This is a genomic window from Streptococcus alactolyticus, from assembly GCF_012277075.1.
GTDB lineage: Bacteria > Bacillota > Bacilli > Lactobacillales > Streptococcaceae > Streptococcus > Streptococcus alactolyticus.
Genome location: NZ_JAAXMT010000016.1, coordinates 34,753 through 57,405, shown reverse-complemented (window position 1 = coordinate 57,405; position 22,653 = coordinate 34,753). Strand labels below are relative to the sequence as shown.

At 37.4% G+C, this 22,653-nt stretch carries 22 protein-coding genes, 1 tRNA gene and 1 pseudogene; 22 read left to right on the top strand and 2 right to left on the bottom strand.

Annotated elements, in window-relative coordinates; translation table 11 throughout:
- The first annotated feature begins 232 nt into the window (after positions 1-232).
- From hrcA to HFK82_RS08215, 8 genes are all read left to right on the top strand, one after another.
- Positions 233-1,267 carry a heat-inducible transcriptional repressor HrcA gene (gene hrcA / locus HFK82_RS08250; RefSeq protein ID WP_168261422.1) on the top strand — a complete coding sequence of 345 codons (1,035 nt, stop codon included), beginning with the start codon at positions 233-235 and terminating at the stop codon, positions 1,265-1,267.
- A 41-nt stretch (positions 1,268-1,308) separates the two neighbouring features.
- Positions 1,309-1,848: a nucleotide exchange factor GrpE gene (gene grpE, locus HFK82_RS08245; protein WP_168261421.1), complete on the top strand. Its 540-nt coding sequence runs from the start codon at positions 1,309-1,311 to the stop codon at positions 1,846-1,848.
- Positions 1,849-1,930: 82 nt separating this feature from the next.
- Entirely contained in the window at positions 1,931-3,760 is a 1,830-nt protein-coding gene (gene dnaK, locus HFK82_RS08240; RefSeq protein WP_168261420.1) for a molecular chaperone DnaK, read from the top strand.
- 320 nt (positions 3,761-4,080) lie between these two features.
- Positions 4,081-5,223, top strand: coding sequence for a molecular chaperone DnaJ (gene dnaJ / locus HFK82_RS08235; RefSeq protein WP_168261419.1), 1,143 nt, complete (start codon positions 4,081-4,083; stop codon positions 5,221-5,223).
- A 117-nt stretch (positions 5,224-5,340) separates the two neighbouring features.
- On the top strand, positions 5,341-6,090 hold the full coding sequence (gene truA, locus HFK82_RS08230; RefSeq protein ID WP_168261418.1) for a tRNA pseudouridine(38-40) synthase TruA: 750 nt from the start codon (positions 5,341-5,343) through the stop codon (positions 6,088-6,090).
- Entirely contained in the window at positions 6,080-6,847 is a 768-nt protein-coding gene (locus tag HFK82_RS08225; protein ID WP_168261417.1) for a bifunctional hydroxymethylpyrimidine kinase/phosphomethylpyrimidine kinase, read from the top strand. The genes truA and HFK82_RS08225 overlap by 11 nt, the downstream gene beginning before the upstream one ends.
- Positions 6,834-7,301 (top strand): ECF transporter S component, encoded by a 468-nt coding sequence (locus HFK82_RS08220; protein ID WP_168261416.1) that lies wholly within the window; start codon positions 6,834-6,836, stop codon positions 7,299-7,301. Before HFK82_RS08225 ends, HFK82_RS08220 begins: the two co-directional genes overlap by 14 nt.
- 31 nt (positions 7,302-7,332) lie before the next feature.
- Positions 7,333-7,902 (top strand): TIGR01440 family protein, encoded by a 570-nt coding sequence (locus HFK82_RS08215; protein ID WP_154454809.1) that lies wholly within the window; start codon positions 7,333-7,335, stop codon positions 7,900-7,902.
- 30 nt (positions 7,903-7,932) lie between these two features.
- Here the strand turns inward: HFK82_RS08215 and HFK82_RS08210 are convergent, their stop codons facing one another.
- Entirely contained in the window at positions 7,933-8,775 is an 843-nt protein-coding gene (locus tag HFK82_RS08210) for a mechanosensitive ion channel family protein (RefSeq protein WP_168261415.1), read from the bottom strand.
- 130 nt (positions 8,776-8,905) lie between these two features.
- Here HFK82_RS08210 and HFK82_RS09105 point away from each other — a divergent pair, with 130 nt between their 5' ends.
- The 12 genes and pseudogenes from HFK82_RS09105 (at position 8,906) to HFK82_RS08160 (ending at position 19,842) form a co-directional block, all read left to right on the top strand.
- A complete protein-coding gene (locus HFK82_RS09105; protein WP_240928848.1) occupies positions 8,906-9,070 on the top strand; it encodes a hypothetical protein in 165 nt (54 codons plus the stop codon).
- Positions 9,071-9,307: 237 nt separating this feature from the next.
- The gene (locus HFK82_RS09100) at positions 9,308-9,688 is read left to right on the top strand and encodes an SIS domain-containing protein (RefSeq protein ID WP_336498581.1); all 381 of its coding nucleotides are present in this window, start codon (positions 9,308-9,310) and stop codon (positions 9,686-9,688) included.
- Between the two features lie 13 nt (positions 9,689-9,701).
- The gene (locus HFK82_RS08200; RefSeq protein ID WP_168261414.1) at positions 9,702-9,911 is read left to right on the top strand and encodes a hypothetical protein; all 210 of its coding nucleotides are present in this window, start codon (positions 9,702-9,704) and stop codon (positions 9,909-9,911) included.
- Between the two features lie 604 nt (positions 9,912-10,515).
- Positions 10,516-11,996 (top strand): annotated as a pseudogene (locus tag HFK82_RS09335) (alpha-amylase family glycosyl hydrolase).
- On the top strand, positions 11,996-12,982 hold the full coding sequence (locus HFK82_RS08190) for a PTS transporter subunit EIIC (protein ID WP_240928851.1): 987 nt from the start codon (positions 11,996-11,998) through the stop codon (positions 12,980-12,982). Before HFK82_RS09335 ends, HFK82_RS08190 begins: the two are co-directional and overlap by 1 nt.
- 32 nt (positions 12,983-13,014) lie before the next feature.
- Positions 13,015-13,407 carry a hypothetical protein gene (locus tag HFK82_RS09075; protein ID WP_240928852.1) on the top strand — a complete coding sequence of 131 codons (393 nt, stop codon included), beginning with the start codon at positions 13,015-13,017 and terminating at the stop codon, positions 13,405-13,407.
- A 279-nt stretch (positions 13,408-13,686) separates the two neighbouring features.
- Positions 13,687-14,970 (top strand): trigger factor, encoded by a 1,284-nt coding sequence (tig, locus tag HFK82_RS08185; RefSeq protein ID WP_154454812.1) that lies wholly within the window; start codon positions 13,687-13,689, stop codon positions 14,968-14,970.
- Positions 14,971-15,150: 180 nt separating this feature from the next.
- Positions 15,151-15,732: a DNA-directed RNA polymerase subunit delta gene (gene rpoE / locus HFK82_RS08180; RefSeq protein ID WP_168261413.1), complete on the top strand. Its 582-nt coding sequence runs from the start codon at positions 15,151-15,153 to the stop codon at positions 15,730-15,732.
- Positions 15,733-15,991: 259 nt separating this feature from the next.
- Positions 15,992-17,596, top strand: coding sequence for a CTP synthase (locus tag HFK82_RS08175; protein WP_154454814.1), 1,605 nt, complete (start codon positions 15,992-15,994; stop codon positions 17,594-17,596).
- Between the two features lie 102 nt (positions 17,597-17,698).
- Positions 17,699-18,640: an alpha/beta hydrolase gene (locus tag HFK82_RS08170; protein WP_168261412.1), complete on the top strand. Its 942-nt coding sequence runs from the start codon at positions 17,699-17,701 to the stop codon at positions 18,638-18,640.
- Positions 18,641-18,686: 46 nt separating this feature from the next.
- A tRNA-Leu gene (locus tag HFK82_RS08165) sits at positions 18,687-18,772 on the top strand.
- Positions 18,773-18,960: 188 nt separating this feature from the next.
- The gene (locus HFK82_RS08160) at positions 18,961-19,842 is read left to right on the top strand and encodes a class II fructose-bisphosphate aldolase (protein WP_168261411.1); all 882 of its coding nucleotides are present in this window, start codon (positions 18,961-18,963) and stop codon (positions 19,840-19,842) included.
- Positions 19,843-19,973: 131 nt separating this feature from the next.
- Here HFK82_RS08160 and HFK82_RS09215 read toward each other — a convergent pair whose 3' ends face one another.
- Positions 19,974-20,324, bottom strand: a complete 351-nt coding sequence (locus tag HFK82_RS09215; protein ID WP_336498579.1) for a tyrosine-type recombinase/integrase — start codon at positions 20,322-20,324, stop codon at positions 19,974-19,976.
- A 52-nt stretch (positions 20,325-20,376) separates the two neighbouring features.
- Between HFK82_RS09215 and HFK82_RS08150 the strand changes: the two genes are divergently transcribed.
- Both HFK82_RS08150 and HFK82_RS08145 read left to right on the top strand, forming a co-directional pair.
- The gene (locus tag HFK82_RS08150) at positions 20,377-21,306 is read left to right on the top strand and encodes an HpaII family restriction endonuclease (RefSeq protein WP_168261424.1); all 930 of its coding nucleotides are present in this window, start codon (positions 20,377-20,379) and stop codon (positions 21,304-21,306) included.
- A 458-nt stretch (positions 21,307-21,764) separates the two neighbouring features.
- Positions 21,765-22,088 (top strand): DNA adenine methylase, encoded by a 324-nt coding sequence (locus HFK82_RS08145; protein WP_419579910.1) that lies wholly within the window; start codon positions 21,765-21,767, stop codon positions 22,086-22,088.
- Positions 22,089-22,653: the final 565 nt, after the last annotated feature.

The following is a 22,653-nucleotide window of genomic DNA, read 5'->3' as shown; positions in this document are numbered from 1 at the left end:
CTGCTCAAGCCTTGCAAGACATTGGATTTAGTAGCGACCCTGATTATGCCACAAAACTAATAAAGATTATCGAAACTTACGATTTAACGAAATACGATGCCTGATTAGCACTCTAAAAAAAGAGTGCTAATTTTTTGAGTTTTTCTCTTGACAGTCCCGAAGAAAAGAGTATAATAAAATCATGGTTAGCAGTTAACAGGTGTTAGTGCTAAAAGACGAAGGGAGGCATGAGATGATTACACAACGTCAAAATGACATCTTGAATGTCATTGTCGAATTGTTTACGCAGACACATGAACCCATCGGCTCTAAGACTTTGCAAGCAAGCATTGATTTGAGTAGCGCGACTATTCGAAACGATATGGCCAAGTTAGAAAAATTGGGCTTGCTTGAAAAGGCGCACACCTCTAGTGGACGCATGCCCAGTGCTGCTGGATTCAAATACTTTGTAGAACATTCCTTGAATCTAGATAGTATTGATGAGCGTGACATTTATCAAGTCATCAAAGCGTTTGACTTTGAACCATTTAAATTGGATGATATTTTGCATAAGGCAAGTCAGATTTTATCGGATATGTCGGGTTACACTTCCGTTATTTTGGATGTTGAACCTGCTTGCCAAAAACTGACAGCTTTTGATATCGTTCAGTTGTCAAATCACGATGCTTTAGCTGTTTTAACTTTGGATGAATGTAAACCTGCGACCATACAATTTGCGATTCCGAAAAACTTTATGTTGAAGGATTTGGCGACCTTAAAAGATATTGTCAATGAACGGTTCTTAGGACGCACGGTGATGGATATCCATTACAAGTTGCGGACTGAGATTCCTCAAATTTTGCAAAAGTATTTCACTGTAACGGATAATGTATTGAATTTGTTTGATTATATTTTTGCGGATTTGTTTAAGGAATTGGTCTTTGTGGCTGGTAAGGTTCATTCGTTAGACTATGCTAGCTTAGAAACCTATCGTTTCCTTGATGACAAGCAACGGGTTGCCTTAGCATTAAGGTCTTCGATGGAAGAAGGTGAGGTTGCATCGATTCAGGTGGCAGATAGTGAAGAAGCTGCCTTGTCTAATGTAACTGTCTTGACCCATCGCTTTTTGATTCCTTATCGTGGATTTGGTCTACTTAGCTTGATTGGACCCATCGATATGGATTATCGCCGAAGTGTTAGCTTGATCAATGTTATCGGGCGTGTCTTGGCGATGAAGCTTGGTGATTATTACCGTTATTTAAATAGTAATCACTACGAGGTCAACTAAATTTGGTAATGAATGTGATAAAAAGATAAGGGAGGGACACAGTGTCTGAAGAAAAGAAAAACGAAGAACTTCAAAAAGAAGTTGAAGCCACTGATGTTGTGACTGAAGAAAAAGAAACCGAGCAGACACCAGAGGATGCTCAAAACGAAGCATTGCAAAAAGCTTTAGAGCGTGCGGAAGATTTGGAAAACAAATACCTTCGTGCTCATGCTGAAATGCAAAATATCCAGCGTCGTGCAAATGAAGAACGTCAACAATTGCAAAAGTATCGATCACAAGATTTAGCCAAAGGTATTTTGCCAAGTTTGGATAATTTGGAACGTGCCCTTGCGGTTGAAGGCTTGACAGATGACGTTAAAAAAGGTCTTGAAATGACCCGCAATAGCTTGATTCAAGCCCTTAAAGAAGAGGGTGTTGAAGAAGTGGTTGTGGATAACTTTGACCATAACTTGCACATGGCTGTTCAAACCTTGCCTGCTGATGATGACCATCCTGTGGATAGCATCGCAGAAGTCCTTCAAAAAGGCTATAAATTACACGACCGCTTGCTTCGTCCAGCAATGGTTGTCGTCTATAACTAATGAAAACAAAAGGTTAGTTTGTTTGATTGTGAACTAGCAATAAAAAATGTAAAAAACGATTTAAAAAATAGAGGTAAAGATTATGTCTAAAATTATTGGTATTGACTTAGGTACTACAAACTCAGCTGTCGCAGTTCTTGAAGGAACTGAAGCAAAAATCATTGCAAACCCAGAAGGTAACCGTACAACACCTTCAGTTGTATCATTCAAAAATGGTGAAATCATCGTTGGTGATGCTGCAAAACGTCAAGCAGTAACAAACCCTGATACTATTATTTCAATCAAATCTAAAATGGGTACTTCTGAAAAAGTATCTGCTAACGGTAAAGAATACACACCACAAGAAATTTCAGCTATGATTCTTCAATACCTTAAAGGTTATGCTGAAGATTACCTTGGTGAAAAAGTAACAAAAGCTGTTATCACTGTTCCTGCTTACTTCAACGACGCACAACGTCAAGCAACAAAAGACGCTGGAAAAATCGCTGGTTTGGAAGTCGAACGTATCGTTAACGAACCAACAGCTGCTGCCCTTGCTTATGGTCTTGATAAAACAGATAAAGATGAAAAAATCTTAGTATTTGACCTTGGTGGTGGTACATTCGACGTGTCAATCCTTGAACTTGGTGATGGTGTCTTTGATGTATTGGCAACAGCAGGTGATAACAAACTTGGTGGGGACGACTTTGACCAAAAAATCATTGATTGGTTAGTTGCTGACTTCAAAAACGAACATGGTGTAGATCTTAGCCAAGATAAAATGGCTCTTCAACGTTTGAAAGATGCTGCTGAAAAAGCTAAGAAAGACCTTTCAGGTGTGACACAAACACAAATTTCACTTCCATTCATCACTGCAGGTGCTGCTGGACCTCTTCACTTGGAAACAAGCCTTACACGTGCGAAATTTGATGATTTGACTCGTGATCTTGTTGACCGTACAAAAACACCAGTTCGTCAAGCTCTTCAAGATGCTGGTCTCTCAATGTCTGACATTGACGAAGTTATCCTTGTCGGTGGTTCAACTCGTATCCCTGCCGTTGTAGAAGCTGTTAAAGCTGAAACTGGCAAAGAACCAAACAAATCAGTTAACCCTGATGAAGTAGTTGCTATGGGTGCTGCTATCCAAGGTGGTGTTATCACTGGTGATGTTAAAGACGTCGTTCTTCTTGACGTAACTCCATTGTCACTTGGTATCGAAACTATGGGTGGTGTATTTACAAAACTTATCGATCGTAACACTACTATCCCAACTTCTAAATCACAAGTCTTCTCAACAGCTGCTGATAACCAACCAGCTGTAGATATCCACGTTCTTCAAGGTGAACGTCCAATGGCTGCTGATAACAAAACTCTTGGTCGTTTCCAATTGACTGATATCCCAGCTGCACCTCGTGGTATCCCTCAAATCGAAGTAACATTTGATATCGATAAAAACGGTATCGTATCTGTTAAAGCTAAAGACCTTGGTACTCAAAAAGAACAACACATCGTTATCCAATCTAACTCAGGTTTGACTGATGAAGAAATTGAAAAAATGATGAAAGATGCAGAAGCTAACGCAGAAGCTGATGCTAAACGTAAAGAAGAAGTTGACCTTCGTAACGAAGTTGATCAAGCTATCTTTGCAACAGAAAAAACAATCAAAGAAACTGAAGGCAAAGGCTTTGATACAGAACGTGATGCTGCTCAATCTGCTCTTGATGAATTGAAAGCTGCTCAAGAAGCTAACAATCTTGAAGATATGAAAGCTAAACTTGAAGTTCTTAATGAAAAAGCTCAAGCACTTGCTGTTAAAATGTACGAACAAGCTGCTGCAGCTCAACAAGCAGCACAAGGTGCTGAAGGTGCTCAATCAACTGACTCATCAGACAATGGTGATGACGTTGTTGACGGCGAATTTACTGAAAAATAATTCATCCAAGAAACGTTAGGGTTCCGTTTTACGAAACGGCCCTAGCTATTTGCAGATGACTTACTGACTGAATGAAGTTAATCGACTTTGTTTCTTGATAAGTTATAAAGAATCCAGAGGTTGCAAAACATCAACCTCTGTTTTTGAATAAGTAGTAGCATTATGTTGACCAATCTTTTTAATGATGAAGAAAGGAAAGTGCTCAGAAATGAGCACGGGCTACGGACTGTGTCAGATAGATAGATTTTTCGAGGACGTCAATATTTCTTGTCGCATCTTCTATTTGACTTTGTCCGCTTAACGCCCTTTGTATCTTAATTATGAATAATACAGAATTTTACGATCGTTTGGGTGTTTCAAAGGACGCTTCGCAAGATGAGATTAAAAAAGCTTATCGCAAAATGTCGAAAAAATATCACCCAGATATAAATAAAGAACCTGGTGCAGAAGAAAAGTACAAAGAAGTTCAAGAAGCCTATGAAACCTTAGGTGACGAACAAAAACGTGCTGCTTACGACCAATACGGTGCTGCTGGAGCCAACGGTGGCTTCGGTGGTGGTACCGGTGGCTTTGATGGCTTTAACGGTGGAGCTGGATTTGGCGGCTTTGAAGACATCTTTTCAAGTTTCTTCGGTGGCGGTGGTGCAACACGTAATCCAAATGCACCTCGTCAGGGGGATGACTTACAATACCGTGTAGACTTGACTTTTGAAGAAGCTGTCTTTGGTGTTGAAAAAGAAGTGTCTTACAACCGTGAAGCAACGTGTGAAACCTGCTCTGGTACAGGAGCTAAGCCAGGTACTAGCCCTGTAACATGTAGCCGTTGTCATGGTCAAGGTGTCATTAACGTCGATACACAAACCCCACTTGGTATGATGCGTCGTCAAGTCACTTGTGATGTCTGCCACGGTACTGGTAAAGAAATCAAAGACCCATGTCCCACTTGTCATGGTAGTGGTCATGAAAAGAAAAGACACAAAGTATCTGTTAAAATCCCAGCAGGGGTTGAAACAGGTCAACAAATCCGCTTGCAAGGTCAAGGGGAAGCTGGCTTTAACGGTGGACCTTATGGTGACCTCTTTGTCATCATTAAAGTCTTACCAAGCAAGGAATTTGAACGTGACGGCTCAACCATCTATTACAGCATGAACATTAGTTTTGTTCAAGCAGCTCTTGGTGATACGGTTGAAGTACCAACTGTACATGGTAAGGTTGAATTGACAATTCCAGCAGGAACACAAACAGGTAAGACTTTCCGTCTAAGAGGTAAAGGGGCTCCTAAATTGCGTGGTGGCGGTCAAGGTGACCAACACGTTACCGTTAATATTGTAACCCCAACAAAACTCAACCCTGCCCAAGTTGCAGCATTGAAAGATTTTGCTAAGGCTGGTGGTGACAAGCCAGTCACTCTTAAGAAAAAAGGTTTGTTCGATAAAGCCAAAGATTTTTTCGAAGGGGAATAAGATAGAAAGAGGTTAGACCAAGAGGTCTAGCTTCTTTTTTGTGGCACTTCATCTGTATGGGGACAGATTGATCTAAATTTTCTGGAAAGTCTTTTGCTAAGATGATAAAATACAGTCATGGTTAGATATAAAGCAACAATTTCTTATGATGGGAGGCTCTTTGCTGGTTTTCAGCGTCAGACAAGTGAGCGTTCGGTTCAAGAAGAGTTAGAAAAAACCTTGCAAAAGCTAAATAGTGGTCAACCTGTTAAGGTACACGGTGCTGGGCGGACAGATTCGGGTGTGCATGCTTATGGGCAAGTTGTGCATTTTGATTTGCCGCAAGCGCGTGATGTGGAAAAATTGCGATTTGGTTTGGATACGCAATCGCCAGAGGATATGGATGTGGTGCGTGTCGAACAAGTTAGCAATGACTTTCATGCTCGCTACAACAAGCATAGCAAAACCTACGAACTTTTAGTGGATGCGGGACGTCCTAAAAATCCGATGATGCGGCATTACGCTACGCATTACGCTTATCCGTTGGATTTGGCTGCTATGCAAGAGGCTATTAAGGATTTGGTGGGAACGCACGATTTTACGGGTTTTACCGCTTCTGGAACATCGGTGGAAAATAAGGTGCGTACGATTACACGAGCGACAGTTGACATTGATGAAAAGACAGGTTTTTATGTCTTTACGTTTAGTGGCAATGGCTTTTTGTACAAACAAGTGCGTAACATGGTGGGAACCTTGTTGAAAATCGGTAACGGTCGGATGCCAGTCAGTCAAATTCAGACGGTTTTGGAGTCGAAAAATCGTGATTTGGCAGGACCAACGGCAGCAGGCAATGGGCTTTATTTGAAGGAGATTATTTATGACGAATAATTATATTTTGGCTATTTCAGGAAACGATATTTTCAGTGGCGGTGGGCTTTATGCTGATTTGGCAACCTACACGACCAATAAGCTCCACGGCTTTTTGGCTGTGACGTGTTTGACAGCATTGACAGAAAAAGGTTTTGACGTTTTTGCAACCGATGAAACCGTCTTTTCTCACCAGCTCAATAGCCTAAAAGATGTGCCGTTTTCAGGTATCAAATTAGGCTTGTTGCCCAATGTGACAATTGCTGATTTGGCACTGGATTTTGTTAAAACGCATCAAGAGATTCCTATCGTGTTGGACCCTGTTTTGGTTTGTAAGGAAAAACATGATGTGGAAGTGTCAGCTCTGCGTGATGAGTTGTTGAAATTCTTCCCTTACGTGACCATTATCACACCAAACTTGGTAGAAGCGGAGCTATTGACCCAAAAATCAATCAAAACCTTGGACGATATGAAGGCAGCTGCCAAACAATTGCACCAGTTAGGCGCAAAATATGTGGTGGTTAAGGGTGGCAATCGTTTGAGTCAAGACAAGGCGATTGATGTCTTTTATGACGGTGAAGATTGGACTGTTTTGGAATCACCCGTCCTTGACAATAACAATATCGGTGCGGGTTGTACGTTTGCCTCAAGCATTGCCAGTCAATTGGTGCTTGGGCATTCACCAAAAGAGGCGGTGAAACTGTCAAAAGACTTTGTCTATCAAGCTATTCGCCATTCAGACCAATACGGAGTAAAGCAGAATTATGAGGAGAACTAATACACGTGATATTGCCTTGATGGCGGTTTTGACGGCTTTGAGCGTGGTTTTAGCCTATATCCATATTCCGACACCAACAGGTTATTTGACCCTGTTAGATGCTGGTATTTATTTCACGGCGTTTTACCTTGGATCAAGAGCTGGTGCGGTTGTGGGTGGCTTGTCAGGCTTTTTGATTGATTTACTGCTGGGGTATCCTCAGTACATGATTCACAGTCTGATTGCCCACGGTGCCCAAGGTTACTTTGCTGGTTGGAGCGGGAAAAAGCGACCTTTGGGGTTGATTTTGGCGAGTGTGTCAATGGTTGGTTGGTATTTTATCGCGACTTTGCTACTGGGCTATGGTCTGGGTGCAGCTTTGGCTGGTATTTTGGGCAATCTCTTGCAAAACTGCTTTGGAATGCTGGTTGGTTACTTGATTTACCTCGCTTATTCACGCATCGAAAAGCGCTAATAACTAAAGAAAACAAAGGAAGAAGGTTAGCATGGATTTAAAGGAATTAGAAACACAAACGCGTGCGATTGTTGTTGATGTCATTGAACGCTCTGCTATTAAAAAAGGACAGCTTTTTGTCCTTGGCTTATCATCAAGCGAAGTTATCGGAGGTAACATTGGCAAGAATAGCAGCGCTGAGGTTGGCGAAGTGGTTGTGTCAGTGCTATTGGAAGAACTGGGAAAACGTGGCATTCACTTGGCTGTTCAAGGCTGCGAACATTTAAACCGTGCTTTGGTGGTAGAAAGAGAAGTGGTAGAGGCAAAAGATTTGGAAATCGTTAATGTCATTCCTAACCTGCACGCAGGTGGCAGCGGTCAAGTGGCAGCCTTCAAATTGATGTCAGACCCTGTGGAAGTTGAAGAAGTCGTGGCTCATGCTGGCTTGGATATTGGCGATACTTTTATTGGTATGCACGTCAAACGCGTCCAAGTTCCTTTGATTCCAGTGAGTCGTGAATTAGGGAAAGCGCACGTTACGGCCCTTGCTAGCCGTCCAAAATTAATTGGTGGCAATCGTGCGACCTACACGCCTGACCCTATTCGTAAGAGTTTAATCTGATAACACAAAAACCAGTACAGACGTACTGGTTTATTTGCTTTTGACAGGGTTAGTGTACATGGTTGGCAAGGCAATGCCATGCTCCAAAAGCGCTTCTTGGTAAAGGCTATAAAATTGAGTGTAAATTTCCTCTTGAGTGCCGTTTTGAACGATGATATTCACACGAAAGACGAGCTGCGAAGCCGTATTGGTTCGTGGTCCTAAAATGCTCGGTTGTCCAACAATGGCAGGATAATTGGCAAGCTCTTCAGCGTTGACTTGCTTGATAATTGTTGAAATACCTTCCAAATCACTATGCGCATAAATGGGAATGTCAATTTGCACACGCATATTGCCGCGAGATTTGTTTGACACGACAGTGATATTGCGGTTGGGAATGAAATTCAAGGTACCATCAAAACCACGAACTTGAGTGGTGCGGATACCCACGCTGGCAATAGTTCCCTCCACAGAATCCAACACCACAGAGTCCCCCACTTCAAATTGATTTTCAAGTAAAATGAAGAATCCATTGACCACGTCGGTCAAAAAACCTTGAGCTCCAAGTCCAATAGCAACCCCAGCAAGCCCAGCCCCAGCAAGAAGGCTGTAAATTGGAATGCCTAATACATAAAGCACACAATAAATGAGCATAAAATACAAGGTGTAATTCATGATATTGTGAAGTAGCTTGATGATGGTCTTTTGCCGAGCCTCTGTCTGATGCGACAAGCTAATGGATTTTTTGATGGCATGCTCAAAAATAAATTCAGCCACTCGCTTGGCAATAAGAAACAAAAGCAAAATAATGAGCAGCGAAACGACCTTAGAAATCACATTAAAAGCCACCTGCTCAACATGAAGTTGTTCAATGTAATCGTTAATAATTTTCATACTATTTAGTTTAGTAAAAAATAGTAGAAGAGGCAAGCTATAGATAAATAAGGATAAGGTTTTTTATTAAGTGGAGATTTTTTAAACTTTAGTTTAAAATAATAAATTAATTAGAAACTTGGAGTCATAGATGGATTTTATTTCACTAGTAAATGCTCATTATGAGGATCTCAATCTTCAAGAGAAAAAAATAGTTGCTTATTTGCAGCAATTAGAGACACCTCCTAAGGAGTTGACTAGTCGAAGATTAGCAGATGCTTTCTTGTTTCACGTTCAAGTATTTTTCGATTGTTAAAAAAATTAAATCTTGAGAGTTTTGCAGAATTGAAGTACATTCTTCAAAAAGATAGTTCTCCAAAAGCGTTTAAGAAGGAATCAAGCTTTACTAAAGTTGTACAAAATTATCACACTTATATTGATCAAATTTTGAAAAATTAAATTTAACTTCGGTTATTAAATTATTGATAAAAACCAATACACTTTACCTATATGGTACAGGCAATGAACAGAAGCTTGAAGTTGAAATGCTTAGATAGCTATTTATCTCTGTAGGAAAAAAGGTTATCGTTTTTTTGATAAGGGTGAATACGATTACCTGAAGGATAATATGACAAAAAAAGATTTATTGATTTTGTTATCTTATAAGGGTGAATCCGCAGAAGGAGTAAATTTATTAATAGATAGTCAAATAAGAGGAATAACAAGAGTAGTTTTTACTTGTACTTCAAGAAATACGATGGCCCAATTATCTGATTATTGTCTTTACGTACCAACAGAATCAATAAAAACTCCTACTAGGTTAACTTATGAAGTAAGTACTACTTTTTATTTTATTATTGAACAATTATTCTTAGAATATGTAGATGAGTTAGAAAGGAGTCAAAAGGGTGACACTAAGCGAAATAGTTCATAGAAAAAAACTAAAAATGACACCAATTGATTGGCAGATTTATGATTATTTAACTTCTTCTGCTAGTACTAATATCACAATTTCGAGTGTAGCGGCTCATACTCATGTTTCAACAACAACTGCCTTTAGATTCTGTCAAAAATTAGGTTTAACTGGTTTTGGTGAACTAAAAGCAATCTTGAAGGAAGTTTCTGATAACAAAATTGCTAATCGTGATTTGGTTTGAAGAACTTATCATGATATTGTAGAATATATTGATAGATATGAAATCTCACAATTAAAAGATAAGTTGTTTGAAAGCAAAGAAATATATATTCGCCTATAGTGAATTGGAGTTGAGGTTAGCAAAAGAGTTTCAACGAATTTTTTTCCCATTAATAAGCCGATTTTTATTTTACCAAATACAAAATCTTTAAGTGCTACTTTTGATGAGATAAGAAATAATATTTTGTTTTTCTTGTCTATTGATAGTAACATAGATTATCCGATTATTTTACATGACAGTCATCAAATGAGCAGTGTGTATACAGTTTTACTAAGTGATGTACGGTATATACCCGTTATTTCAAATGAACATATGTTGATTCCGACTGTGGATGATAGTCGCCATTCCGATTTTAGATATTCACAAATGCTTATTACACCTTCTATTTTGGCGCTTGAAATGCTTTATTTGAAACTACAATTAGAATAATGGACAATTTTACATTTTTAGTAAAAAAGTTTAAAAGGAGAGCATATTTATAAAACTGCTAGGAACGGTTGCCTAGTAGTTTTTTTTATATCTATAATAAAAAATGTAAACGGAAACAAAACATTGAGGTGAAAGAATGAATAGTAGAAACTGGTGGCAATCTGAAGTTATTTATCAAATTTACCCATGGAGTTTTCAAGATAGTAATAGTGACGGAGTTGGAGATATACAAGGAATTATTTCGCGCTTGGATTATTTAGCAGATCTAGGAATAACCTCCATTTGGATAAGTCCAATTTACCAATCTCCTATGGCAGATAATGGATATGATATCTCAGATTATTATACTATTGCTCCAGAGTTTGGAACAATCGATGATTTTAAGGATTTATTACATGAAGCTAAAAAGCGAGACATAAAAATTATTTTAGATTTAGTAGTTAATCATACCTCAGATGAACATATCTGGTTTCAGAAAGCATTAAGAGACAAAAATTCAAAATATAGAAATTACTATATTTTTAAAGAGTCTCCTACTCCTCCAACAAATTGGTGTTCGATTTTTGGAGGAAATGTCTGGGGAAAAACTCCCTGAGTTAAGAAATGAAATCTATACAATGATTAACTAGTGGTTGGACTTAGAAATTTCGGGATTTAGAGTTAATGCGATTACATTTATTAAAAAAGATCTTAAATTCCAATCTATTGAACCAGATGGAGTAGATGGATTGGCTAAGTGTACAAAAGTTAGCCGTAATCAACCGAGTATAGAAATTTTTTTGTCTGAATTACAAGAAAAATGCTTTAAGTCAAATCAAGCAGTTACCATCGCAGAAGCACCAGGTGTAGAATATGATCAACTTGATGACTTCATTGGAAAAGATGGATTCTTTTCAATGATCTTTGATTTTAAAGCTGCAGATTTGGATGTAGCAAGTGGTAGTGAGTAGTTTAAACCTATTAAATGGAAGCCTAAGGATTTATTTAATAAAATAAAAGACTCTCAGGTAGCTATTCAAAAAGTTGGCTGGGGAGCTCCTTTTATTGAAAATCATGATCAAAATAGAGCACCAAGTAAATATCTTGGGTCTCAGCAAACAAGTTCTGCTGCTCAAAAAGCTCTTGCGTTACTCTATTTCAGAAGGCTTAACTCCAGCGGAGGCGATGGATATTATAAATTATCGTAGTCGAGACAATGCTCGGACTCCTATGCAATGGGATGAATCTGAATTTGTTGGTTTTTCAAACGTTAAACCTTGGATATATATTACAGAGAGATAACAAGTTAGGAATGTGGCAAGTCAAGTTAAAACTTCATCAAGTCTTTGGCATTTTTATCAAAAATTAATCCAAATCAAAAAAAGTCCTATGCATGAAGCGTTAACGTTTGGAAAAATTGATTTTCTTGAGGATAAGGACGAAGATATTTTTATCTACAGAAGATACGATAGTCAAAATTCTTATTTTATAGTTATTAACTTTTCTGAAGATGTGAAGATTTTAGATAAGTTTAAAAATCGTATTGAAATTTTATTAGATAACGGACAAGTAAAGAGTTTTAATAATAAATTACAATTGGAAACTTATGGAGCGGTACTAATAAAGGAGAAAATCTGATGACAAATAATAAATACCATGATATAGCAAGTGAGATTTTAGAAATAGTTGGACCTGATAATATTGTATCAGCAATCCATTGTGCCACACGCTTGCGTTTAATTGTTAAAGATAAGGATAAAATAGATACAAAAGCTATTGAAAAAGTTGATGAAGTTAAAGGAACATTTTTCAATAGCGGTCAGTATCAGATTATTTTAGGGACAGGAATTGTCAATAAAGTATTTGAAGAGTTGGAGGCAATGAATGTTTCAACTATAGATAAAAGTCAGCAAGATGAGTATGTTAAGTCTCAAGAAAAAGGTATAAAAGCGTTGATGAGAACACTAGGGGATATTGTTGTACCTATTGTTCCTGTTATTGCAGCTACTAGTTTATTTTTGGGGCTAAAAGGTGTTATTTTTAATGATAATGTTTTATCACTTTTTGGCTTATCAACAGATATTTTTCCAGACTACTTAAATTCATTGGTTTCAGTACTGACGGATACAGTTTTTAGCTTCTTACCAGCATTAATTACGATGTCTTCCTTTCGTGTTTTTAAAGGAACATCTATGATTGGTTTTGTTATTGGTTTAATGTTAGTAGCTCCTCAGTTACCTAATGCTTATTCTGTTGCATCAGGCGATGCAAAGGCAATTATGGTTGGTGGTTTTCTTCCTGTAATGGGAGCACAAGGATCGGTTGTGACAGCTATTTTAACTGGTTATATTGGAGCGACTATTGAACGTAAACTACGAAAAGTAATGCCAAATTCTTTAGATTTGATTATGACTCCATTTCTTACGATGTTTGCAACAATTGTAATAGCATTATTAGGGTTTGCTCCAATAGTTCATTGGTTGGAGACTATATTGATTGCTGTTACTCAAGCAGTAATGAACATACCATTTGGAATAGGTGGTTTCTTTGTAGGAGCTACTTATCCACTAGCTGTTATTACAGGACTTCATCATATGTATGTTGTTATTGAGACCTCTTTATGAGCTAATACAGAATTCAACCAACTGATTACACTTTGTGCCATGTAGGTGTTGCCAATCTTGGTTCTTCTTTAGCTTTCTATAGTTCTGCTAAAAATGCTAAGGTAAAACAGACAGTAATGGGAGCTTTCATGTCACAATTATTCGGAGTTAGTGAACCTGTCTTGTTTGGTTTGCATTTAAGATATAATCTTAAGCCATTGTATATTATGCTTTTTTCTTCTGGACTTGGAGCAGCCATACTTTCAATTTTTCGTATTCAATCTAATTCGTATGGTTTAGCAGTAGTTCTGTCATATCTAATGTACATTTATAATAGCTATCAGTTACTTGTTTATTTTGCTATTTCAGTTATTACTGTAGTAGTGTGCTACACGTTGACAAAATTACTTGCAATTCCAGATGAAATTTTAGTGGAAGACGAATAATTATTTTTAAAGAACTGCATCCTAGTATGAGGTTTTATATCTGAATACTAGGGTGCATTTAAAATGTTATAGATTCATTTTAGGTAGTTATGTAGAATCCCAATCCAAACATGGATGACAATAGTTGTATTTTTGCTTGCACTGTTGAATGTATATCTAGAACCTTTTTTACTGGTTTTAGAATGATAAAAACATCACTATTTTATACAAAAAACTTTAAAAAGCCTCTAAAATATGATAAACTAAACTGTATATAAAATTTTAAGGAGAAATGACTTCATGTCTGTATCATTTGAAAACAAAGCCACTAACCGTGGTGTGATTACATTCACAATTGGTCAAGACAAAATCAAACCAGCTCTTGACAAAGCATTCAATAAAATTAAGAAAGATTTGAACGCACCTGGATTCCGTAAAGGACACATGCCACGTGCCGTATTCAACCAAAAATTTGGTGAAGAAGCTCTTTACGAAGATGCTTTGAACGCTATTCTTCCAGAAGCATACGAAGCAGCTGTTGCTGAACTTAGCCTTGACGTTGTTGCTCAACCAAAAATTGACATCAAATCAATGGAAAAAGGTCAAGAATGGACTTTGACTGCAGAAGTTGTTACAAAACCAGAAGTGAAACTTGGTGCTTACAAAGACCTTGAAGTTTCAGTTGACGCTACAAAAGAAGTTACTGATGCTGAAGTAGATGAAAAAGTAGAACGCGAACGTAACAACCTTGCTGAATTGGTTGTTAAAGACGACGCTGCAGAACTTGGTGACACTGTTGTTATCGACTTCGTTGGTTCAGTTGACGGTGTTGAATTTGACGGTGGTAAAGGCGAAAACTTCTCACTTGAACTTGGTTCAGGTCAATTCATCCCAGGTTTCGAAGACCAATTAGTTGGTGCTAAAGCTGGTGAAACTGTTGAAGTTAACGTAACATTCCCAGAAAACTACCAAGCTGAAGACCTTGCTGGTAAAGACGCTAAATTCGTGACAACTATCCACGAAGTAAAAGCAAAAGAAGTACCAGCTCTTGACGATGAATTGGCTAAAGATATCGACGAAGAAGTGGAAACACTTGACGAATTGAAAGCTAAATACCGTAAAGAACTTGAATCAGCTAAAGAAATTGCTTACGATGACGCTGTTGAAGCTGCTGCCATTGAATTGGCTGTTGAAAACGCAGAAATCGTTGAATTGCCAGAAGAAATGGTTCATGACGAAGTACACCGTGCAATGAACGAATTCATGGGCAACATGCAACGCCAAGGTATCTCTCCAGAAATGTACTACCAATTGACAGGTACATCTGAAGAAGACCTTCACAAACAATACGAAGCAGACGCTGACAAACGCGTTAAAACAAACCTTGTTATCGAAGCAATCGCTAAAGCTGAAGGATTTGAAGCTAGCGACGAAGAAATCGAAAAAGAAATCAACGATTTGGCTTCAGAATACAACATGGAAGTGGAACAAGTTCGTCACCTTCTTTCACCTGAAATGCTTAAACATGATATCGCAATGAAAAAAGCGGTTGATGTTATCACAAGCTCAGTTAAAGTGAAATAAGCTTACTGATACGAACCATTCAAGTCAAGTAATCTTGTATTACTTGACTTTTTATTATTTTTGCTGAAAAATCTTTTGACGAATACCTAAAATTAGCGTAAAATAAAGAGTGACAAATTTTAGACAATAGGTTTTTTGTAGCTACTGGCTCATATCCTAAAATAAATAAGGAGAATTACCTTGGAATTAGAAGTATTTGCTGGACAAGAAAAAAATGAACTCTCAATGGTTGAAGTAGCTCGTGCTATTTTAGAAGAGCGTGGCCGTGATCATGAGATGTACTTCAGCGATCTTGTGAACGAGATTCAAAATTACCTCGAAAAATCAGACGCAGATATTCGTGAAGCGTTACCTTACTTTTATTCTGCATTAAATGTGGATGGTAGTTTTATTCCACTTGGGGATAACAAATGGGGCCTTCGTTCATGGTATGCTATTGATGAGATTGACGAAGAAATCATCACTCTTGAAGAAGATGAAAACGGAGAACCAAAACGCAAGAGAAAACGTGTCAATGCCTTCATGGATGGTGATGAAGATGCTATTGACTACTCAGACGATGATCCAGAAGATGAAGATTTCACACCAAAATTAGCTGATATGGAATACGACGAAGAAAATCCAGATGATGAAAAATCAGAAGTGGAATCTTACGATTCAGAAATCAACGAAATCATCCCTGATGATGAATTAGACGAAGACGTTGACATCAACGAAGAAGATGACGATGACGACGATGATGATTTGGACGAGGAAGAATAAGTTTTTCGAAAACAATCAGATCATTATGGTTATCGTTTGACAATTTATCAAAGATAACATATAATGTTAATCGGGCACCTCTTTTTGATTTGAGAGGTCATGTAAAAGCTCCCTAACTTTTAGGGGGCTGTTTTTGTTTTTTTAAAATAGTTGTCTATGTGCGTTGGAACCCCATGCTAACAAGGCTACCCAAACGCTAATTATAAGTGATGCGATTTTATTCAAGCACTTATCATTTTATTTTTAAAGGAGTTTTTTAATGACGAAGTATATTTTTGTTACTGGTGGTGTGGTGTCTTCTATTGGTAAAGGTATTGTCGCTGCAAGTCTTGGTCGTTTATTGAAAAATCGCGGGCTTAAGGTAACCATCCAAAAATTTGACCCTTACATTAATATTGACCCAGGGACAATGAGTCCTTACCAACACGGTGAAGTTTACGTGACTGATGATGGGGCTGAAACAGACCTTGACCTTGGTCACTACGAACGTTTTATTGATATTAACCTTAACAAGTATTCGAATGTTACAACTGGTAAAATTTATAGCGAAGTGCTTCGAAAAGAACGTAAAGGGGAATACCTTGGAGCAACTGTTCAGGTTATTCCACATATCACAGACGCGTTGAAAGAAAAAATTAAACGTGCTGCAGCTACGACAGATTCTGATGTTATTATCACTGAAGTTGGTGGTACTGTTGGTGATATTGAAAGCCTTCCTTTCCTTGAAGCATTGCGCCAAATGAAGGCAGACGTTGGTTCTGACAATGTGATGTACATTCACACAACCTTGTTACCTTACTTGAAGGCAGCTGGTGAAATGAAAACCAAACCAACTCAACACTCTGTAAAAGAGTTGCGTGGATTAGGGATTCAACCAAATATGTTGGTTATCCGTACAGAAAAACCAGCTGGGCAAGGCATTAAAAACAAATTGGCTCAATTCTGTGACGTGGCTCCAGAAGCTGTTATTGAATCACTTGATGTGGATCATATTTACCAAATTCCACTCAACATGCAAGCTCAAAACATGGACCAAATCGTATGTGACCACTTGAAATTGGATGTGCCAAAAGCGGATATGTCAGAATGGTCTGCAATGGTTGATAAGATTATGAATCTTAAAAACTCAACACGAATTGCCCTTGTTGGGAAATACGTTGAATTGCCAGATGCTTACCTTTCAGTTGTTGAAGCTCTTAAACACTCAGGTTACATCAACGATACAGCTATCGACCTCAAATGGGTTAACGCCAATGATTTGACAGCTAAAAATGCTGAAGAAATGCTTGGCGATGTTGATGGTATCATTGTTCCTGGTGGATTTGGTCAACGTGGTACAGAAGGTAAGATTGAAGCTATCCGCTATGCGCGTGAAAATGACGTGCCAATGCTTGGTATCTGTCTTGGTATGCAATTGACTTGTGTGGAATTTGCCCGTAACGTCTTGCATTTAGAAGGAGCTAACTCAGCCGAACTTGACCCTGATACAAAATACCCAATCATCGATATCATGCGTGATCAAATCGATATTGAAGACATGGGTGGAACACTTCGTCTAGGACTTTACCCATGTAAATTGAAACCAGGTTCACGTGCAGCACAAGCTTATAATAACCAAGAAGTGGTGCAACGCCGTCACCGTCACCGTTACGAATTCAACACGAAATTCCGTGACCAATTTGAAGAAGCTGGCTTTGTCTTTTCAGGTGTGTCACCAGATAACCGCTTGATGGAAGTGGTTGAATTGCCAGAGAAGAAATTCTTCGTAGCTGCTCAATACCACCCAGAACTTCAAAGCCGTCCAAACCGTCCAGAAGAACTCTACACTGCTTTTGTGACAGCGGCAATCGAAAATAGCAAATAATAAATCAAAGATTCTTCAAGCAAGTGCTTAGAGAATCTTTTTTTAACCAAATTTCACTTTGATTTTACTTTTTAGGGGTGAAAATATAGTATAATAGTTACTATGAGAAATTTGAGAATTAGAAAAAGTCGTGTCGTTTTGTGGGGAGTACTGCTGGTTTTTGCGGCTAGTGTTGGAGCGAGTTTTTATTTCTTCCACGTAGCGCAAATTCGTGAAGAAAAGTCTTTTATCAACAACAATGGGCGTTCAAAAGACAATCCCTTGTATCAATATGAGCAAGAATTTGATCAATTGCCAAAAGAAACGCTTTGGATGACCAATCAAGGGCTCAAGCAAGATGCTTGGTATTTACCTGCTAAAACACAAACGGATAAGACAGTTATCGTTGTGCATGGGTTTACCAATGATAAAGAGGATATGAAGCCTTATGCGTGGATGTTTCATGAGTTGGGCTACAACGTTCTGATGCCTGATAATATGTCACATGGGGACAGTGAGGGGCGTATTATTGGTTATGGTTGGAATGACCGCCTAAACGTCATCAAGTGGGCTGATTTACTGGTAGAGAAAAAACCCAATTCTCAGATTACCTTGTTTGGTGTGTCAATGGGAGCAGCGACTGTGATGATGGCTTCTGGAGAAGAAAGCTTGCCAAAACAAGTCGTTGGTATTATTGAAGATTGCGGCTACAGCAGCGTTTGGGATGAATTGAAATACCAAGCTAAAGAAATGTACAATTTACCGGCATTTCCGATTTTGTATGAGGTTTCTGCCTTGTCGAAATTGCGAGCTGGATTCTCTTATGGTGAAGCAAGTAGTGTTAACCAGCTGAAGAAAAACACATTGCCTATTTTGTTCATCCATGGTAGTCAAGATGATTTTGTTCCAACTAGCATGGTTTACAAAAATTATCAAGCCACTAAAGGACCAAAAGAATTGTATATTGTCAAAGGAGCTAAGCATGCCAACTCTTTTGAAACTGATCCGAAAGGCTACATGGAAAAAATAGCACAATTTTTGAAAAAATATGAAAAAAGTTATTGACATCTTCTTGGGTAGCTGATATAATATAATATGTTGTTAAGGCACAGCGGGAATGGCGGAATTGGCAGACGCGCAGGACTAAGGATCCTGTGATCGCTTTAGATCGTGAGGGTTCAAGTCCCTCTTTCCGCAGAATAAAAACACGTATGAAAAGAGAGAATCTTGGTATTCTCTCTTTTTTTGTATTTTATGGGTTTCAAAACTGTGATTTGTGAAAAAACTCTCCAATTCGTAAGTAATACTAGCAATCTGAATTAATTTGTGATAAAATGTACTTGTAAATGGGGAATATCCCAAAAAATAAATAGGAGGCCTATATAATGGCAATCGTTTCAGCAGAAAAATTTGTCCAAGCAGCTCGTGACAATGGTTACGCAGTTGGTGGTTTTAACACAAACAACCTTGAATGGACTCAAGCAATCCTACGTGCAGCAGAAGCTAAACAAGCTCCAATCCTTATCCAAACTTCTATGGGTGCTGCTAAATACATGGGTGGTTACAAACTTTGTAAAACACTTATCGAAAACCTTGTAGAATCAATGGGTATCACTGTACCAGTTGCTATTCACCTTGACCACGGTCACTTTGACGATGCTTTGGAATGTATCGAAGTTGGTTACACTTCAGTTATGTTTGACGGTTCACACCTTCCAATCGAAGAAAACCTTGAAAAAGCTAAAGAAGTTGTAGCTAAAGCACACGCTAAAGGTATCTCAGTTGAAGCTGAAGTTGGTACTATCGGTGGTGAAGAAGATGGTATCATCGGTGACGGTGAACTTGCTCCAATCGAAGACGCTAAAGCTATGGTTGAAACTGGTATCGACTTCTTGGCTGCAGGTATCGGTAACATCCACGGACCATACCCAGAAAACTGGAAAGGTCTTCACCTTGATCACCTTGAAAAATTAACTGCTGCGATTCCTGGTTTCCCAATTGTATTGCACGGTGGATCTGGTATTCCTGATGACCAAATCAAAGCTGCTATCAAACTTGGTGTTGCTAAAGTTAACGTTAACACTGAATGCCAAATCGCATTTGCAAAAGCAACTCGTAAATTTGTTGCTGACTACGAAGCAAATGAAGCAGAATACGATAAGAAAAAACTTTTCGACCCACGTAAATTCTTGAAACCAGGTTTCGAAGCTATTACAGAAGCTGTTGAAGAACGTATCGACGTATTCGGTTCAGCAAACAAAGCTTAATTAGATTATATAAGCTTGAAAATAAAGGGTTTGTCCAATATGGACAAGCCTTTTTCTTATGTTTTGCCCCCATTTTGCCCCCGATTTCTAAATTTCAGTTCGTTTTGATTATAGAAGTAGCGCAATTATGTTTATTTTGTCAATTGATCAATCATTGGAGTGATTGTGTTCTTAGTCTTCTGTGTAACGTGTAAATAGATTTGTGTTACTCGACTCCCCCTTGTGTGTCCAACACGATCTTGAATGGCCTCCAAGGGTACTCCTTGTTCAGCTAAAAAGCTGATATGCGTGTGTCGGAAGATATGAGTTGTAATATGTTTCTTGAAACTAAGCTTATTGTCAATATCGATGCCTGCTCGTCTCGGCTTTCCCTTGCGGTTTAGTTTACCATTTTCTGAAGAGTTGAGGAAGTTGTTTAAGACACTGTAATGAAGAGGAGTTCCATTGTAATCAGGTTTATGGATGCTCTTAGATGTGAAAATCCATCCATTATCTTTATAGTCTGGATTGAATTCTATATGATGATTTAATTCAATTTCTTCTTGTAGAATTTCAACTGACGAAAATTTAGAAAAAGTTGAAAAGAGCTTTTATGTAATTTTAAGTGCTATAAAGCAAGAAGGTGCCATAAATAAGGAATATAAGAGAATTGAGTTTACTAATAAAGTCTTGTTATTAGTAAATAACCTAGAATGTATAGAAATTCCATATGAGGAATTTGAATTCTTTTCTCAAATTGTTCTTGAATCTATTAAATCTGGTAAAGGAACTTTTGAAATTCCAGAAATTGAACCATTCTTACAAAAAATAAAGATAACAAAAATAAAAGCAAGTAATGATAGTAAAAAAGATATCATATTTAAAATACATGATGACTTCACTGGTGCTGAGCCTATAATTGGATTCTCAATTAAATCTTATATTGGAAATAAGCCTACACTACTTAACGCAAGCGGTGCGATAAAAGTCCAATATAAGTTATCGAGACCTCTTTCCACATATGAAGTTGAATTTTTACATAATATTAATACTAGAACAAAAATCAAGGATCGTGTCGAATATATCAAAGATAAAGGAGTTCTTTTAGATTTTGATAGTATGATAAATGAAACATTTAATAGAAATTTGCAGATGGTAGATTATAGAATGCCAGAAATTTTAGGTAATTTATTTTTAGAATCTTATTTTGTAGAAGGAAAGTCAATTTCTGACGTAGTGGATAAGTATTGCGATGAATTTTCTGAAGATAAGGAAATAATAATTCATAAAGTTAAAGACCTATTAGTAGCTGTTGCACTTGGGATGGAGCCGAATACAAAATGGACAGGATTGGAAGATGCTAATGGAGGATATATTGTTGTAAAAGATGATGGTGAAGTCCTCTGCTATCATATTTATGATAGAAATAAACTACGGAATTACTTGTTTAGGAATACAAAATTTGATAGTCCATCTAGCAGTTGAACTGGTGCGGGGTTAATAACTGTTCACAATGGAGAGCAAAAATTTTCATTAACAATCCAAATAAGGTTTTAGTTATTTGCAAAAGTTTCAATAAAAGTTCACACTACTCAGAACAACTTGATTAAAACCATATGAAAATTTTGTTCATAGAAAGTTATAAAAACATTGATATTAAAGGTTTTTGAAATAAATCTAAATATAAAATTTTCAAACCAGGTCTTAAGAGAAATCGTAAAGTTTTACAATTCTCTAAACGTTAATTATTAGCGATATATCATGTATCAAACATTTCTTGGTTTCCACCAAGGTTTTTTTTGATGTTTCTTGAGAAAAGGTTTCCACCATATATCCCACCATCATTTCTTTCAGTTACGGTAAGTATTCGCTCCGACAGCGATTGGAACAATGTTAGAAGTATTATGGTACAATAGAGGGTAGCATAGATAAAAAATGCATTAATGGAGTGGAAATATAGTATGAAGCCTTTTACAAAATGGGTTGGTGGAAAACGCCAGTTGTTACCACAAATACTTGGAATTTTACCTGATAAATTTAATAAGTACTATGAACCTTTTGTAGGTGGAGGTGCTTTATTTTTTGAATTAGCACCATCTAATGCAACGATCAACGATAATAATGAAGAGCTTATTTTAGTTTATAAAGTAATTAAGGAAAATGTTGAAGAGTTGATTCAGTTGCTTAAGATACATAAAGAGAACAATTCAGTAAAAAATAATTCGTCACAGCAAAACAAATACAAACGAAAATACTGTCCAAATTAGGTCTTACGATTTGTGGCAGATTTAATTTAATATTTTGCCTCAAATTAGCCACACTTTTTATAGAATCAAGAGGAATAATGAAGTTCTCTTCTTATTAATATGGTTGTTTAAAATGTTAAATATAGCATTTTACGGTGTAATGGGAAGTATGGCAAAAAAACCAACTATGTTTAGCATCTAAGCTTTTTAATGTTCATCCGTCTTGAATGTGCAGTCGAACAATTTTTTGTCGTGTTTCGTCTGGATAGTGTTTCATGTTATGTCTCCTATTCTAATGAATATTTTAACTTATTAGGTAAGAGTGTTACAAATTTACTATACCAGAACATCCGATTTCTACTAAATCTTGATTGGTTTCTACTAAGAAAAATTCATTGTCTTTTTTTGACAAATACAATGAATAAATTGAGCAGACTTTATTAATTCCGTTAAAACCTTTTGTTGGTATTCTAAAGAATCAACTTCACCTTTTTGACGTTCTGTTAAAAGATATTGTTTGCTCAATATAATGCTGAAAAAAATCAAGTTTACCAGTTTCAGAGAAACTTAGTCATTTATCATTTAC